The 16,022-nt window shown below is 62.9% G+C and carries 11 protein-coding genes; 8 read left to right on the top strand and 3 right to left on the bottom strand.

What is annotated here, in order from left to right; all coding sequences use genetic code 11:
- The first annotated feature begins 20 nt into the window (after positions 1–20).
- The 5 genes from NKJ58_RS21215 (at position 21) to NKJ58_RS21195 (ending at position 7,974) form a co-directional block, all read left to right on the top strand.
- Positions 21–779, top strand: a complete 759-nt coding sequence (locus tag NKJ58_RS21215; protein WP_023692196.1) for a PP2C family protein-serine/threonine phosphatase — start codon at positions 21–23, stop codon at positions 777–779.
- The gene (locus NKJ58_RS21210) at positions 776–3,229 is read left to right on the top strand and encodes a serine/threonine-protein kinase (RefSeq protein ID WP_352519178.1); all 2,454 of its coding nucleotides are present in this window, start codon (positions 776–778) and stop codon (positions 3,227–3,229) included. Before NKJ58_RS21215 ends, NKJ58_RS21210 begins: the two co-directional genes overlap by 4 nt.
- Positions 3,230–3,240: 11 nt before the next feature.
- A complete protein-coding gene (locus NKJ58_RS21205) occupies positions 3,241–3,702 on the top strand; it encodes a DUF1036 domain-containing protein (RefSeq protein ID WP_023667922.1) in 462 nt (153 codons plus the stop codon).
- The gene (locus NKJ58_RS21200; RefSeq protein ID WP_023830364.1) at positions 3,699–6,095 is read left to right on the top strand and encodes a M23 family metallopeptidase; all 2,397 of its coding nucleotides are present in this window, start codon (positions 3,699–3,701) and stop codon (positions 6,093–6,095) included. Before NKJ58_RS21205 ends, NKJ58_RS21200 begins: the two co-directional genes overlap by 4 nt.
- A gap of 265 nt (positions 6,096–6,360) precedes the next feature.
- Complete coding sequence (locus NKJ58_RS21195) at positions 6,361–7,974, top strand: caspase family protein (protein WP_245274414.1); 1,614 nt, start codon at positions 6,361–6,363, stop codon at positions 7,972–7,974.
- An 88-nt stretch (positions 7,975–8,062) separates the two neighbouring features.
- On the opposite strand, the gene NKJ58_RS21190 is transcribed toward NKJ58_RS21195, so the two are convergent.
- Entirely contained in the window at positions 8,063–8,599 is a 537-nt protein-coding gene (locus NKJ58_RS21190) for an OmpA family protein (protein ID WP_023709975.1), read from the bottom strand.
- 229 nt (positions 8,600–8,828) lie between these two features.
- On the opposite strand from NKJ58_RS21190, the gene NKJ58_RS21185 reads away from it, so the two are divergent.
- Positions 8,829–9,392 (top strand): DUF6931 family protein, encoded by a 564-nt coding sequence (locus NKJ58_RS21185; RefSeq protein WP_023667916.1) that lies wholly within the window; start codon positions 8,829–8,831, stop codon positions 9,390–9,392.
- A 58-nt stretch (positions 9,393–9,450) separates the two neighbouring features.
- Here NKJ58_RS21185 and NKJ58_RS21180 read toward each other — a convergent pair whose 3' ends face one another.
- The gene (locus NKJ58_RS21180; RefSeq protein WP_352519223.1) at positions 9,451–10,695 is read right to left on the bottom strand and encodes a caspase family protein; all 1,245 of its coding nucleotides are present in this window, start codon (positions 10,693–10,695) and stop codon (positions 9,451–9,453) included.
- Between the two features lie 56 nt (positions 10,696–10,751).
- Positions 10,752–11,837 (bottom strand): OmpA family protein, encoded by a 1,086-nt coding sequence (locus tag NKJ58_RS21175; RefSeq protein WP_352519176.1) that lies wholly within the window; start codon positions 11,835–11,837, stop codon positions 10,752–10,754.
- Between the two features lie 378 nt (positions 11,838–12,215).
- On the opposite strand from NKJ58_RS21175, the gene NKJ58_RS21170 reads away from it, so the two are divergent.
- Positions 12,216–12,863 carry a LuxR C-terminal-related transcriptional regulator gene (locus NKJ58_RS21170; protein WP_031244072.1) on the top strand — a complete coding sequence of 216 codons (648 nt, stop codon included), beginning with the start codon at positions 12,216–12,218 and terminating at the stop codon, positions 12,861–12,863.
- Positions 12,864–13,199: 336 nt separating this feature from the next.
- Positions 13,200–16,007 (top strand): DUF5801 repeats-in-toxin domain-containing protein, encoded by a 2,808-nt coding sequence (locus tag NKJ58_RS21165; protein WP_023726320.1) that lies wholly within the window; start codon positions 13,200–13,202, stop codon positions 16,005–16,007.
- The last annotated feature ends 15 nt before the right edge of the window (positions 16,008–16,022 follow it).

Below are 16,022 nucleotides of genomic sequence, written 5' to 3'. Positions count from 1 at the left end.
GCGTTGCGGAGCGTAGGCAAGTGAACGATGCCGCCTTTGAGAGCTACGGCGTGAGCCACAAGGGCTGCGTGCGTGACCACAATGAGGACAGCTTCCTGGTCGAGCCGCGGATCGGCCTCTGGGTGGTGGCCGACGGCATGGGCGGGCACGAGGCCGGAGAAGTCGCTTCGGCAAGCATTGTCGAGCATCTGGCGACGATCGGCATCGCCAGTTCGGCGCCGGATCTGCGCGCCCGCTTTGAGGATCGGCTGAACCGGGCGCATGCCGAGATCCGCCGGATTTCGCGCTCACGCGGCGTGACCATCGGCTCCACCGTTGCCGCACTGCTGGCCATGGACGGCAGGTTCGCCTGCCTGTGGTCGGGCGACAGCCGCGTCTATCTCGTGCGCAACGCCGCGATCTCGCAGATTTCGCGCGACCACACCGAGGTCCAGGAACTGCTCGACAGCGGCGCGATCAGCGCGGCCGAAGCGGAGAACTGGCCGCGCCGCAACGTCATCACCCGCGCCATCGGCGTCAACGACGAAATCGCCATCGACTTCCAGCAGGGAGAGACCCTTGCCGGCGACATTTTCATCCTCAGCACGGACGGCCTGACGGCGCATGTCAGTGACGCGGAGATTGCGGCTGCAGTGCTCTCGGCAGCGCCGCAGGCTGCCTGCGAAAAGCTGCTTTCCATGGTGCTTGAGCGCGGCGGCACGGACAACGTCACCATCGTTCTGGTCAAGATCAGAGACAAAGGCAATGGCCTGTCCCGAGCAGAAGGCCGCGACCGATGAGCTCCGACGACAAGACCCGGCTATTGCCCAACATGGCGGATACCAGCGTCGGCACGCAGCTCAGCGGCATCTACGAGCTCGACGAACGCATCGCGTCGGGCGGCATGGGCGAAGTCTATCGCGGCCACAACATCCAGACCGGCGATCATGTCGCGATCAAGATCGTGCTGCCGGAATTCGCCCGCGACCAGACGATCCTGTCGCTGTTTCGCAAGGAAGCCTCGATCCTCAACCATCTGTCGCATGACGCGGTCGTGCGCTACCACGTCTTCACCATAGATCCCGGCATCGGGCGGCCCTATCTGGCGATGGAATTCGTCGACGGCCAGTCGCTGTACGACGTCATGCGCGGCGGGGCGATGGCGACTCCGGATGTGCGCAAACTGTGCCACCGGCTGGCCTCGGGCCTGAGCGCCGTGCACCAGGCCGGCGCCATCCACCGCGATCTGTCGCCCGACAACATCATCCTGCCGGGCGGCCGGGTCGAGCGGGCAAAGATCATCGATTTCGGCATTGCGCGATCGGCCGCGGTCGGTGGCGAGACGCTGATCGGCGGCAAGTTTGCCGGAAAATATAATTACGTCTCCCCCGAGCAGCTCGGGCTCTTTGGCGGCGAGGTCAGCGAACAGTCCGACATCTACAGCCTGGGGCTGGTGCTGGCGGCGGCGCTGCGCGGCAAGCCGATCGACATGGGCGGCTCGCAATACGAGATCGTCGAAAAACGGCGGACCGTCCCTGATCTCTCCGGCATCGATGCCGATTTCAGGGACATTGTCGAAGCGATGCTGCAGCCTGACCCGGATGATCGACCGGCCAGCATGGCCGAAATCGCCCGGTTGACGCGCGACGACAGCGACGCGACCTTGCCGCCGGCATCGCTCGCGCCCCGGCCCGGTCTGCCGCGAACCGGGCAGACCGCAGGGCCTGTCTCCAAGATCGGGGACTCGCCGGCCCAAGGCTTCGGTTCGGCCCCGCCAAGCGGCACGGCGGAGCCGTCTTTCGTGCCGCACGTGCGCCCGGCGCACCTGTCGCAGCCGAAACCGGCTGCTGAAACTCCCAAGCGAGCAAGCACACCGCCGAAGCGTGCTACTACAGGCAGAAATCTGACGATCGCGGTGCTGGCGGCGGTGGTCATGGTATCGCTTGGAGGGCTCTATGCATCGGGTATCGTGGGATTCGGAGACCGGCCTCGCCTCACCGACCCCGGCAAGCCGCTCCAACCCGAACTGACAAAGCCGATCGTCGCTGACAAGCCCGTTCCGGACACTGCGCCGGTCGAGAAGACGGTGCCAAAGACGCAACCAGCGGAGACTGCGGCTGAAGATCAGGCCAAAGCGCCGGTCGAGCCGCAGCCGACGCCACCAGTCGCGTCGAGCGCTACGGCCCCGCTGCCGGCCGCACCAATCGACAAGACCGTCGCGCTGCAACCGCCATCCGGCCCGTCACAGTCCGATGCCGCGAAGAACCCCGAGCCTGTCAGTCCGCCGGTAGAGCCCAAGGCGACAGCGCCGGCCACGCAAACACCTGAACCAACGACCCAGGCACCCACGCCCACAGCACCGGCGCCGCAACCCACCGCTCAACCGCCCGAGCCCAAGGCGCAGGCGCCTGAACCGACCGCGCAGGCGCCCAAGCCGGACACGCAGGCGCCCAAGCCGGACACGCAGGCCCCCAAGCCGGACACGCAGGCGCCTGAAACGACCGCAGAGCCCAACCCAAGCCGGCCCAATATCGCCAGCGGCGAGCAGGCCGACAAGTCCGCAGAGCCCGACATTGCCATGAACGTGCCCAAGCCGGAGGTGCCGCCACCGGCCGATGCGGCCGCGGAGCGGGTCACCTGGGTACGCGCCTTCAATGGTGGTGACTGTTTTTTTGCGACGGTGACGTCGGCCGCCGACAAGGGTGTCGCGATCGAGGGCTTCGGCACGTCGGTGCCACCCTTCGAACAGTTGCTTGGGGAATTCCAGGCGAAGTTCCATGTCGAGCCGGATATCAGCGTCCGCCTTATCCAGCCCCCGCAATGCGGGATCACCGGCTTCCTGCGTTTCATGGGCGCGAGCACGGCCGACAGGCCGCAGCTTGTCCTCGACCAGACATCGGTGCCGGACGGCTCGCCGATCGACGGCACGCTGGTGACGCATGGCGGGCTGGTGTCGAGCGTGTTCCTGATCGACCACAGGGGCATCGCCTTCAACCTCGACGACCATGTTGTCGTACAAGCCGACAAGGCGACCTTCTCGATCCCGATCGGGCTCGGCGCCGCCGACAAGGCGGCTGGCAAGGCGTTGCCGCAGATCATCATGGTGATCACCGGGCCGCAGGACATTAAGGCGGCGGACTTCACAACGCCGACGCCGGCCTCGGTGCTGTTGCCCAGGATACTCGACGAGATCGGCGCCAGGAGTTCGGCATTTTCGGCGACCGCCAAATATTTCCGCCTCGGCGGCTAGCACCGACGCCGATGCAACGTCGTCGCCGAGATCCCGTCCTGCTTGCCCGGAACGTGCGGGTGAAGCTCGCCGCGAGCGCGGTCGCGACGCTGTTGCTGGCGCTTCTTTCCACCGGGCAAGCGCGCGCCGAATTCACCGTCTGCAACCAGACGCTCGACGTCGTCAATCTTGCCGTCGGCCAGAAGGTCGACGATGCCGACCAGACCGATGGCTGGTGGACCATCGGCGCCAATCAATGCGTCAACGTCATACGCGAGGAGCTGACCAACCGCTACATCTACATCTACGCGACGGATGTGTTCGGCCACGCCATTCTGGCAGGCTCCACCGACATGTGCATCGAGCGGCGGCGGTTCTCGATCCGCGGCATCGATGAATGCTGGCAGCGCGGCCATATCGCGGCGAAGTTTCTCGAAGTCGACACCCAGGAACAGGTGCGCTGGACCTTCTTCCTGACCGGAAGCGCGCCGTGACGCACAGCATCGACACCAGCTTCAAGGCAAAGAAGCAGGCGCGCGCCGCGCTGCGCAGGCGCAGGATCTGGATCGGGCTAGCGGCTGGCCTGGCGACAATCGTCCTCGCCGCGATTGCCACCGGCTTTTATCTTACCGCCGACTACTGGTCGTTCGGCGACGAAGACGAGGAACTGCACGCCGTCGAAGGCTCGGACGACGTGCCGGCCGACGCATCGGTCTATGTGCCGGCCATCATCGACCTTGCCGGCGACCCGATGTGGATCACACTGGCGCCGGAGGCGGGCGCTGCCAAGAGCCGCGGGATGCCGCGCCCGACGGAGCTCGACCAGGCCGGCATCTCCCCTCAGATCATGGTTCTCTCCGACGTGATGCTGAGCGCCAGCGAAAAATTCATGACGACGATCCCCTCGACGCAAGAGGATTTCGCCTTCTTTCAGGCGCAGCGGAAGACCGCGGTCGCGCCACCCGCCGAGCCCAACGATCCGCAGAATGACCTGCAGAACGATCTTCAACCATCGCCCGGCACGGACGGGGCTCCGGCGGCCTCCGGCCCAGCTCCTGACCCGCAGGTCGCTCCGGGTGCATCGGCGGCGGCCGATGACCCCGAGGCCGGCTGGGGCGAGACCATCGATGAGGGCGAAGCAGCACTCCCCGCCTTTCAGAAGACAGCGGTCGAAAACAACACCAGCGTTGCCACCGTCAGCTCGGAATACCAGCGCTTCGAGGCGACCCAGGACATTTTCGTGAAAATCCTCAACGACCGCAGCCTGGACAGCGTGGCGCTCGATGCGCATTTTTCCGCCGACGACGCAAAGCTTGCCGGCGAGGCGCTGAAGGCGCTGTTCGACAAGGACGGCCTGCAGCCTGGTTATGTCGTGGCGATGCGCGGCTTCAGGCCGACGCGCGAGACCACGACGATGTCGCTGATGCAGGTTTCGATCTACGCCAGGAACGTCTTTGTCGGCACGCTGACACGCAACGCGGTGGGCGCCTTCGTGTCGGGCGTCGACCCGTGGGTGCGCGAGGACCTGTTCAATTATTCGGGCGCCGAGACCGAAGGCACGCAGAAACGGCAATACCGCCTGCTCGACGCGATCTACTCGACGGCGGCCCGCAACAATGTGCCGAGCGGCATCATCGGCGAAGCCATTATGTATCTGTCGCGCGGACAGGATCTGGATGCTTTCGCCAGCGAGGACCAGCGCCTTGTGCTGATCTATTCGCAGACGCCGCGCGGCAAGAACGAGACCGACGGACGGGTGCTCTATGTCGGTATCCAAGGCACGCAAAAGAGCTTGGATTGTTTCGTTTTCCAGCAGGGCGACGGCCAGTTTTCCTGCGTCTCGGGCGATGACCAGGTGCGCTCGCTGACGGTGGCCAACGGCATGGTGACGCCGGTCAACGGTGTCATGACGTCGACCTTCGGGCCGCGCAAGCATCCGATCCTGGGCGTTGTTCGCATCCATAAGGGCGTCGACTGGGCAGCACCCGTGGGGACGCCGATCGCCGCAGCCTTCGACGGCGAGATCATCTTCCAGGGCGACGGCGGCGGCTACGGCAATGTGGTCAAAATCGCCCATGGCGGCGGCCGCGAGACGCGCTACGCGCATATGTCGAAATTCGCCATTGCCAGCGGTGTCGGCACCAAGGTGAAGGCCGGCGACATCATCGGCTATATCGGCACCACCGGCCTGTCGACCGGGCCACATTTGCATTTCGAACTCTATCAGAGCGGTCAGGCGATCGATCCGCTCGGAACAGTGACCGCTGCAATCGCCGTCACTTCCAGCGATCCCGCCGTCGAAACGCTGACCGACCGTATCGTCCACGTCGAATCGGGCGGTAGCGCGCGGGCCAAGAACCCGCTGTCTTCGGCAACAGGCGCCGGCCAGTTCATATCCAAGACCTGGATCCGGATGATGAACACCTATCGTCCCGAACTGGCGCGCTCGCTGTCGACCGCAGACCTGCTCGCTTTGCGCTACGACGCCACCATCTCGCGTGAGATGGTGCGCAATCTGGCGCGCGAGGGCGAAGCCTATCTCAAGGCGCGCGGCCATCAGATTACCGCCGGCCGGCTCTATCTCTGCCATTTCCTCGGCATGGAAGGCGCACATCAGGTGCTGGCGTCGCCGGGATCGGCGCAGTTGAGCGCCGTGCTCGGCTCGTCCGTTATCCAGGCCAACCCGTTTCTTGCCGGCAAGACCGCCAGCTACGTCGTCGACTGGGCGGAACGGAAGATGGGCCGCAAATTGCCGACGCCCGCCACCACCGATGCGGGCCAGCAGACGACGACGGAAGTCCGCCAGACATCGCCGGAGTTCGAAAAATACAAGCAGGCGATAACGGCACTGGTCGGCTCGATCCAAAATACTCTTGAGCCGGGCTAGAGCTGGCAGTTCGCCCCGGCTTTCGCCAAGCCGATTGGTTCTGAGGCCGGCGAATGGTATGTTTGCGGATATTTGGGAAGGTTTTTGGGTCCTTGTGAACCAAAACTGTGGCTGGGATCACATACGCCCAACAGCCATTTTGGCAGAAGCGATACAGTCGCTGGTGAAATTTAGCATGCGCAGCCATCAATAACGCGCCCCATTGGGGCGGAGGGCCGATCCCATGAAAGCGTTTGCCGTCCTTTTGAGCGGATTTTTTCTGTTAATGCTGACCGCGCTTGGCACCGTCCAGGCGGCGGCGCCGGATGCCGGGGGCGTCAAACGCGTCGCGCTGGTCATCGGCAACAGCAAATACGTCCATGCCGTCGAATTGCCCAATCCGGCCAATGACGCGCATCTCATCGCATCGACGCTGCGCAATGCCGGCTTCGAGGTGATCGAGGGCGTCGACCAGGACAATGCCGGCATGCACAGCCTGATCAGCAAATTCACCGAGCAGTCCTACGATGCCGACCTCGCCGTCATTTTCTATGCCGGCCACGGCATGCAGGTCGACGGCAAGAACTTTTTGATCCCGGTCGACGCCGAACTGACGTCACCTGCCTATCTCAAGACCCGCACCGTCCAGATCGACGACTTCATGGCCGCATTGCCACCCGACCCGGCGGTCGGCGTCATCATCCTCGATGCCTGCCGCGACAATCCGCTGGCACGCACACTGGCGGCCGCGATGCCGAAGACCCGCTCCACCGCACTGGGCACCGGCCTGGCGCCGATCGACCCTAAATCAGAGGGCGTCGGCACCGGCGGCATCCTGATTGCCTATGCCACCGACCCGGGCGCCATCGCCTTTGACGGCAACGGCGTCGACAGCCCCTACTCGACCGCGCTCGCCCGGCACCTGACCGAACCCGGCGTCGAGATCCAGAGTGCGCTGACGCGGGTGCGCGGCGAAGTGGCCGAGACCACGCAAGGCCGCCAGCGGCCATGGCACAACGCATCGCTGGGCCGCGAGGTTTTCCTTGGCAAACCGGCCGCCGAAGCCGTGCCGGTGGCAAAACCGGCCGCCGACGACGCGAACGCCGCGACAGCGCCCGCCCCCACTCTCGTCACCAGCGAACCGCCTTCGTGGGAAGTCGAGCAGCGGCTTTGGGACGAGGCCTCGAAGCGCAACACCGCGCCATTCTACGAAGCCTATCTCGAACAGTTCCCGAATGGCCGCTTCGCCACGGTGGCGCGGCTCAACATCGATGCGCTGAACGATCCGAAAGCCCAGGAACGGGAAGTCGCCGCGCTTGCTGCCGAAGAAGCGAACTCGGGTTCTGCCGTGCGCACCTCGGTAGGCATTTCGGACGACATGAAGAAGGTGCTGGGCACCGAGGCGACGGAGAACGCGATCGGTCTCGATCGCCAGGGCCGCATCGACCTGCAATTGCGCGTCGAGGCGCTGGGCAACGAGCTTGGCCGCGTCGACGGAAATATCGGCGCCAAGACCCGGCAAGCGATCGGCGACTGGCAAGAGGGGAACGGGCTGCCTCCGACCACTTTCCTGACGCGCGAGCAACTGGCGTTCCTGGTTATCCAGACGGATCCGATGATGGAGGCCGTGCGTGCCAAGCATGAGGCCGACCAGGCCGGCGTGGACAAGCCGAAAAAACAGGTGGTGCAGAAGGCCCGCACGCTGAAGCCGGTGGCGGAAAAGCCACGCAAGAAGCAGTACGCCCAGAAGCCGCGCCGACAACAGCAGTTCGTGCAGAAAAGGCGCAACCGGGAGGTCGTGCGCGAGGATGAGCCGCCGCCGCGGGACAACAATGATTTCCTGACCAAGGCGCTGATCTTCGGCACCGGCGTAGCGGTCGGCGGCGTGCTCAAGAACTGATCGATCATGTCAAACAATAAAAACGCCGCGTGTCCGTTGGACGCGCGGCGTTGTGTTTGACGACGGCCGGAAGACGCAGCCGGCGAAGCTACTGCGCCTTGATCCGCATCTCGACCCGCCGATTGACGGGATCGTAGGGATCGGGATTGCGTGGATTGGCCTCGCCGAGACCGACCGCCTTGATGCGGGTGGATTCGATGCCGTTGGATTCGAGGAAGGCGGTGACCGATTGCGCCCTGCGCTGCGACAGGCCTTCATTGTAGGTCGCCGAGCCGGATGCGTCGGTATAGCCTTCGACGACGAAGGACAGCTTGCTCAGCCGATCGTCCTTCAGCGCCTTGGCGAATTCGTCGAGTTCGCTGCGCGCCTTGGCGTCGAGCTCGGACGAATCCAGGCTGAAATTGATCAGCATATCGAGGCCGGTCTTCTCCGGGGGCTTTTCTTTCTGGCTGGTCTTGCTCTTGCACTCGTCCTCGGTGCCGACACAAATCCCGCGTGCCGCGCCGTGATCGATCGCGCCGGCAAAGAACTTCACAATGTCTTCCGATCTCTGAAGTGGGTCGGCATAGACGTGAGTCGAGAAAAGCACGGTCGCCAATGCCAAGACTGAAATGTGCCGCTGCATAACGGTTACTCCCGTTTCGAGCATCCGATTTTCACTCAGGCCCGATCCATGGATCCGGGCCAACTCTTCCTGTTCGACAGTGATCTGTCGAGATCACGGTCGGCTGTGGAATATACCAAACCGTGAGGCGTTTGTCTGTGAACAACGTCATGGACATGTGGTGGTCGACAGACTTGACCCGCGCCTCGCAGGCGGGTTGAGTGAGGGCTGGGGGAGGATAACAGCAGCGATGGTCAACGGGCTTCGATTCCAGACCGCACGCGATCTCTTCGCCGCGAACACGGCTGTCGCCCGGGACATGACGGCCGTTCCGACCGACCAGCCCTCGCTCGAGTTCTGCCGCCGGCTGATGGCCGGGCGCATCCCCGAGGAAGCGATTACCTTTTGCGCCTATCTCCTGCCTGACCGGGCCGCAATCTGGTGGGGCCATGAGTGCCTTGGGCATCTGACCGAGCTGCTCGAAGAGCAGGATCTCGCAACGCTGGCCCTGATCCAGGACTGGGTCGGCGACCCCAACAATGCGAGCCGCCGGGAGGCTGTCGCCGGGGCGGCGATGACGCAGCAGCACACGCCTGCCGGCTGGATCGCGCTAGCGGCGCAACGGCACATCAATGGCCTGACGCCGCAGACCAACGGGTCGAGGCTGCGGCCGCTGCCGGCTGCGCATGCCGTCAATGCCGGCATACTGGCCGGACTGGCGCGGGTTGCGGTGGCGGACCGTTTCTCCGTGCTCACCGCCTTTGTCGAGATGGGCATCCATCTGGCCGAAACCGAGGCGCTGCGCCGAGCCTGATTGCTCTGGATCGTGATGAGATTTCATTGAAATCTGATCCAACCCATTGTTGGCGGTCTCATTTGCAGCCGTTTTGCGCCCATTTGCCGAGTGCCACCTTGAAGCGCGTGCCCAGCGGGTGTTGCAGGCGCAACACCGAGACATCATTGGTGACGTAGGTCTTGGCCTGGTCGCACAGCCGCTCCTCGGTCCATTGATGACAGTTGCTGCACTGGTTGTCCCAGACGGACTTTTCCAGGCCCTCGACCGGACTGAAGTGCGGCTTGCCCTGGATGAGTTGGGCGATGCTCTTGCCGTCGATCGCCGGGTCGCCGAAATTGACCGGAACGTCGAAAAGGACTGGCGCGTCCGAGCCCAGCTTCGGAATTTCCTCACGCAGCTGTTCCAGCGCCTGCTCGCCGGCGTCCGTACCCGGCGGATTGGCGGCCGCGCCGGTGCGCGCCTGCGTATCGCCTTCGGGCGCAGCCGCGCCGGAATCGCCGACGATCAGCGGCGCCTTGAGATCGACCTTGTGAAGCACGACATCGGTGGTCAGCGAAACGTTGATCCAGGGCCGCTGGCGTCCGGCTGTGGCCTTGAACACATCCGACGTAACCCGGTTCATCGCTTCGGTGATCGAGACGTTGACCTCGCCGATATGGGCAAGCAGCGCCGCCGAAAATGGCGAGTGCTCGCCCGGTCCGTCATAGGCGAGCTGGTTGGGACTGGCAGCGAAGGCGACCAGCGTGCCGGCGCCGCCATTCTCGATCGGTATTTCGGCAAGGCCGCTGCTTGCCGTGCTGTCGTCGCCAGTCTCCTTGGCAAGCACATCGGCGAGCGGGTTGTCGCGGCAGGCGTCGAGGAACACCAGCCTGATGCTGGTCTCGCGCGACATCTGCCGCAGGATGAAGTCCACCTGCACGGCTTCGAAGTCGAGCGAGGTCTCGTCCTCCAGCGCCGCATCGACAGGCAGCAGGTAATTCCTGCCCGAGACCTGCAGGCCATGACCGGCATAGAAGAACAGCGCGATATCGGCGCCACGCACCTGCCGCGCGAATTGCGCGATCTTTTCCTGCGTCTGCGCCTTGGTGAGATCGAGGCCGGAGACGATTTCGAAGCCCAGCCCCTTCAGGCGATCGGACATTGCCTGCGCATCGTTCACCGGATTGGGCAGCACCGGCGCGTTCCGGTAATGGGAATTGCCGAGCACCAGGGCGATGCGGCGTTCGGCACTGGCCGCGGTCATGGTAATGGTCATGGTCAACGCAAGCGCCAGCACGGCGAGGCCGATGCCGCGCATGAAGTTGCCGCAACTTGCAATCATGTCCAAACGCACCGGATTCCTTTTCGGTTGACGGGCCTTCTCAGTTAAGGACCGGCTCAGTTGGAGAGCGGCGTGGCGGAGAACTCGATCCGCCGGTTCAGCGCCTTGTTCTTCGGCGTATCGTTCGGCGCCACCGGCTTTTCCTCGCCATAGCCGGAAGCCGTGATCTGCGCCGATGGAATGCCCGCAGCGATGATCGCGTCGGCGACCGCCTTGGCGCGCCGTTCCGACAGGTTCTTGTTGGCCGTCGGCGAGCCGTCGGAATCGGTATGGCCCGAAACCTCGACCTTCAGTTTCGGACATTTGCCGACGACGCCGACCACCTCGGCCAGCAGCGGGCGGCTCTTTTCATCGAGCCGAGCGCTGGCTGGGCGAAAATAGACGGCGCCGGTGCGCGACAGCACCTCGAACCTGTTCAGGCATTCATCGTCGCTGAAGGACGTCTTGCCTGCATCTGTGGCGACCGGCCCGGCATCGGCTGGGGCTGCGGCCGCGACGGCAGGCGTGGCCGCAGGCTTGGCGCCATCAGCGGCGAAGACGAAGTCGAACGACACCGAAGCCGTCGGGACGATGCTGCTGACATTGGCCGCCTGCTGGAGTTTTTCGATGTTGGGCAACAGGCCGAAATCCTCGACATGCACGGCGACCGGCGCCTCCGAGGCGATCGACACCATGCTGTCGGTGATCATGGTGACCACGACATTGGCCTCAAGGTCCTTGTCGACGCCGTGCAGGCTCATGCGAAACGGGATATGCGCGCTCATGCGCCGTTTGGTGGCGAGATCGGCAAAAGCGGCGGGATCGACTTTCGCCGTCACTTCCGCCGTCGGGAATTTGAAGGTTTCGAAGAACAGGAAGCGCATGCGGACATTGCGAAGGTCGATACCGGTGTCGACCGAGTTGAGGTCGAACGTGACCTTGGCGGCGCCATCCGATGTCAGCGTGCCCGAGAGGTTCCTGATCTTGTTGGTTTCGACAATGGTGTTCTTCTTCACCGATTGATAGGTGAGCGTCGAATTCGCCGGATCGAGCGTCCAGTTCGGCTTCGCATTCGCCACTTCCGGTGCGAGCAGCAACAGCCCGAATACAGCGGCGACGAGAGCAAGGGCGCCGACGATGCGCCGGCCCTTTGAGAACGGCATTCGTTGCCGAAAAAATCCGCCGACCTCGAACATTGATGCCCCGCCTCAGGACAACAGACCTCAGTTCCGATCACGGCTGTCGAACGCAGTGATGCCAGCGAGCATAGAACATATGATTTGGCTTTGCGAGTAGCTCCGCCTGTCTGCCCAAGGGGAGAAGACAGCTCAAAAATCCGTCATCACTGGCAGCTTAACAGGCGTCAAATCCAGAGGCGCCTTGCGCGATCACGAGCGCTTCGGCGGGCCTGTCGAACGCAGAAAATGCCATTCATAGCCTTGAATATACTACAATATTAGCAACTCCTTGACAATCGACCGAAGCTCTGGTTTCTTGACATATTAAACAAAGTTCGTTGCGTTTTTTACGGACGTGTTCCCATGTCGAGCTTGGTAGTCGCGGACCCGCGGGGGGTGTATCTCGCCGGTCTGGAGTGGGTTTTGCGGAAGGCGGGACACAGCGTTGTCGCAGAATGCCACCACACGATTGAGGTTCTCCCCTTGGTGGAGCGCCACCGGCCCGATCTTGTCATCATAGGGTTGGATGGTGTGGACCGGCAGACGGCCGGCCTTTCCGCAAGGCTGAGAGCCACCAGCAGCCCTTTGGGCATCATCTACATCCTGCAGCCAAACGGCGGATTCGACTTCAACGAAATCCCCAAGCTCGATGCCGACGGCCTGCTGATGGACGGCATCAGCCACAGCTACCTTGTCGAATGCGCCAATGCAGTGGCAGGCGGCCGAAAGTGGGTCGACGACCATATCCTCCAGCATCTGCTGACGCCGAGATCGCTGCCTCAGCGCGCGCCAAAGCTTACTGGACGCGAGACGGAAGTCGCCGGCCTTGTTTCACGCGGCCTGCGCAACAAGATCATTGCGCAGCGACTGCATGTATCCGAAGGCACGGTGAAGATGCACCTGCATCACGTCTACGAGAAGCTCCGCCTCGGCAGCAGGGCGGAACTCGCCTGGGCGACTTTTGGCGAAGCTTCCGACCATCTGGGACCAAGTCACAAAAGCGGGCTTTGATCCTACCTTCGGCGAGCTGGCAAGGCAGGCTGCGTCGACAAGATGCCGACAAAAGGCCGGAAACCCACGGCATATCGATCGATCCATACCAACGCGGTTGCCCGCGAGCGCCTGTCGCGGCTCGATCTTTCGAAGGATGTATATCGTTCGATCAGGTAGGGGCATTCACCATAACACTATCGAACCGCGAATGGACGCGTCCTCTGCGTCGGCGGCACAATGGAGGATAAACGGCCGCAATTCTGTGCGCCGGCGGATGCCCTGGGGTAGGTGCATCCGACATCGGGTGGGGGTGAACCCCTTTTCTTGATGTTGTTCAAAAAGGGGAGAATCTCCATGGCAATCGACATCACAGCTCATGACATCATCATCGATGAGAGCGCTGGCCTCACGGACAATGATATTGACCCATCCGATCCGCTGTACAGCACCAACACCACGCTGCAATATCTGCTGAATCTTGGCACCGCGCTGGAGGTCGCCTTCAAGGAGGACTTCGTGGTGGCCTCCGCGGACCCAGGGGAGACCATCACCTCGGTCGTTCTCGCCCAGGACTCTTCGGGAACTGCGTTTTCACCCACCGACGGCGCGGTCACCGGCATCCGGACGGTCGATGGCAATTATGTCTGGCTGTTCCAGGACCCGAACAATGCAGACGTCGTGATCGGCGTCATTGGGACCTCTGACCCGACCTCAGTTGGCGAGCCCGATCCATTACTCGATCCCCTCGCCTTCTCGTTTGCGCTGGACGGCGACGCGGACCTGTACCTGGTCCAGTACGTGGCGTTGATGAATCCGGACCCTGACAACGCGGACGTCGATCTAATCGATCTGGATCAGCTAGTCTACGCCTCGGTCACCGGGACCAGCGTCCTGAATTTCAGCTCGCTTGGTGACGCCCCTCCCGGACACAACAAGTGGTATATCCTCGACGCTGACACGGCGAGCACGCAGAAGATCCTGGTCACGGCTCATGACAATGGCGTACAGGCTGAAGTCAATGTCAGCACGCAAGGCCTGGGCGTCTCATCACAAGACGTGCGCTTTGGCCGTGAGCTTCAGATCGACCTGATCAACGGCGGCACCCAGAGCGCCGGCAAGAACTTTACCAACACGCCGACCGCGCCGAACTACACAGATCACATCGAGACCGTCTCCACCGCGGGTTTCTCGATTTCGCAGTCTACTCCGACCCATACCGTGGCTGACATAGAGGTCCACGCCTACAACAATGATGACAACGCGAAAGGCGCCACGTTACCGGGTGATGACAACGATGCGGAAGTCAACATCGCCTCAGTGACTTTCAAGCTGAACGGCGTGGTAACGGATGCCGCCACCCTGGGCATCACGGTTGATTACACCAACCTGGGAGTGATCCTTCACAATGTCGGCGAGGGTGTGACGGTCGATTTCACCGCAGACGCAACCTTTGACCGCTTCACTATCAAGAACATTGACGAGCAAAAAGACTATTTCGATGTCAAGGAAGTGCATTTCGGCACAGATCAGACCAACGTCGCCAGCGCAGAGGTCGGCTCCTTGATCAACTTCGACGATGACGGCCCATCGATCGTGCCGTCCGGCAATGACGTACCGACCCTGGTGGTCGGCGATTCGGACTTCGTTACCGACGACTCGACCAGCTTCGCGGCGCTGTTCACGCCGAACTTTGGCGTCGATGGACCAGCGGCCACCGACGATGTGACCTACACGCTGGATGTACTCGGCGGCGGCAGTAACGTCGCCAGCGGCGTGTTCGATACGCTCAGCGGCCTTGAGGTGCTTCTCAATGTTGTCGGCGGCGACATCGTCGGCACTGCCGGCACGGATGAGGTGTTCCGCATCTCGGTCGATGCCGACGGCAACGTGACCCTCGACCAGTCGCGTGCGGTTGTCCATGGCGATCCAACCGATCCCGTAGAGGCGGACACTCCGGTCATCCTTGCCGCCAACCTGGTGAGCCTGACCGCAACCGCAACCGACGGCGACGGCGACAGCGCGCACACCTCGGTCGACATAGGCGGTGCCTTCACCTTCGAAGACACCGGGCCGGCAATTGCTGTGGAGAACGCAACCGGTGACTACGACAGTGGCGCCCATGGCACCTGGACGCACGACCCAGGCGCCGACGGGTTCAACCTGCTGGGCGTAACGCTGGACGATTATACAATCGACTCCAACCCGACGGTAACGTCGGGCCTATCCCTGACACCGGACGCGGCAGACCCTTACACCTTCACAGGCTCGATCCACGATGACTTCAACGGCGACGGCACGGCTGAAGACGTGGACTTCACACTGACCTTCGATCCGGTCAACGGCACTTACGACCTTGACGTCGACACCCCTCCCGGAACGATCACGACCTTCGACACCACACAGGGTTCGCTGAAGGCGGGCGGTCCGGACGCGGTGCAAACGCTGCAATTCCCGCCGACCGGTCACGACGGTGACGTCATCTTCTTCAGCAATCTGGTGACCGCTCCCCTGGAGAATGGGGCGGGCAGTTTCCCGAACGACATCGAAGACCTGGTCAACAATGACCCTACCGAGGCAACGCTGGAGGGGTATGGTGCCACTAGCCTGATCAACAGCTCATCGAAGATGAACGTGTCGACTTCGGGCATCGGCGTCAACAACAACAACCTCGACGGCAAGAGCGGGGGTACCCCGCTGTTCGCCGGCACCTCAATCACCTCGGGCGACGAGAGCTTCGTGGTCAATCCCCAGCAAGACGTGGATAAGGTCACGGTCTATATCGACAACTCCGTCGGCGGCTACAACCCGGCTACGGAAGACCTCTATTACATCGTCTATTATACGGACGGTACCGTCAGCGGTCCTACCGACGTGACGGCGGGCATGCTCAGCAATGCCCCGCGCCACGACCCGCTCATTCCTGACGTCGCGGAGGGCGGGAAGTACTTCGAGATCGACGGCGGCGCGAAGCAGATCGAGGCGGTCCAGCTCATCATGGGCGTGGGCACCGTCAAGATCCCCGTGATTCAGTTCTCGCTCGAGCAGGAGTCCAACCCGGCGCCGCTCGACCTGGATTTCACGGCCAATCTCGTCGACGGCGACAATGACAGCTTTACCGACACGTTCTCGGTCCATGTCGACGCCCCGGACGGCATCATCTGACCCGACACCGGGCGG

The sequence above is a fragment of the Mesorhizobium sp. M0139 genome (assembly GCF_040322455.1).
Classification (GTDB): domain Bacteria; phylum Pseudomonadota; class Alphaproteobacteria; order Rhizobiales; family Rhizobiaceae; genus Mesorhizobium.
Note: the sequence above shows the minus strand (reverse complement) of the source record. Positions and strands in the feature narration are given on the sequence as shown.

What these genes read in the sequence shown, in the direction of transcription:
- NKJ58_RS21165 (WP_023726320.1), top strand. Translation starts at nt 13,200, where the DNA reads ATGGCAATCGACATCACAGCTCATGACATCATCATCGATGAGAGCGCT.
- NKJ58_RS21190 (WP_023709975.1), bottom strand. Translation starts at nt 8,599, where the DNA reads ATGCAGCGGCACATTTCAGTCTTGGCATTGGCGACCGTGCTTTTCTCG.
- NKJ58_RS21170 (WP_031244072.1), top strand. Translation starts at nt 12,216, where the DNA reads ATGTCGAGCTTGGTAGTCGCGGACCCGCGGGGGGTGTATCTCGCCGGT.
- NKJ58_RS21175 (WP_352519176.1), bottom strand. Translation starts at nt 11,837, where the DNA reads ATGCCGTTCTCAAAGGGCCGGCGCATCGTCGGCGCCCTTGCTCTCGTC.
- NKJ58_RS21185 (WP_023667916.1), top strand. Translation starts at nt 8,829, where the DNA reads ATGGTCAACGGGCTTCGATTCCAGACCGCACGCGATCTCTTCGCCGCG.
- NKJ58_RS21210 (WP_352519178.1), top strand. Translation starts at nt 776, where the DNA reads ATGAGCTCCGACGACAAGACCCGGCTATTGCCCAACATGGCGGATACC.
- NKJ58_RS21180 (WP_352519223.1), bottom strand. Translation starts at nt 10,695, where the DNA reads ATGATTGCAAGTTGCGGCAACTTCATGCGCGGCATCGGCCTCGCCGTG.
- NKJ58_RS21205 (WP_023667922.1), top strand. Translation starts at nt 3,241, where the DNA reads ATGCAACGTCGTCGCCGAGATCCCGTCCTGCTTGCCCGGAACGTGCGG.
- NKJ58_RS21195 (WP_245274414.1), top strand. Translation starts at nt 6,361, where the DNA reads ATGCTGACCGCGCTTGGCACCGTCCAGGCGGCGGCGCCGGATGCCGGG.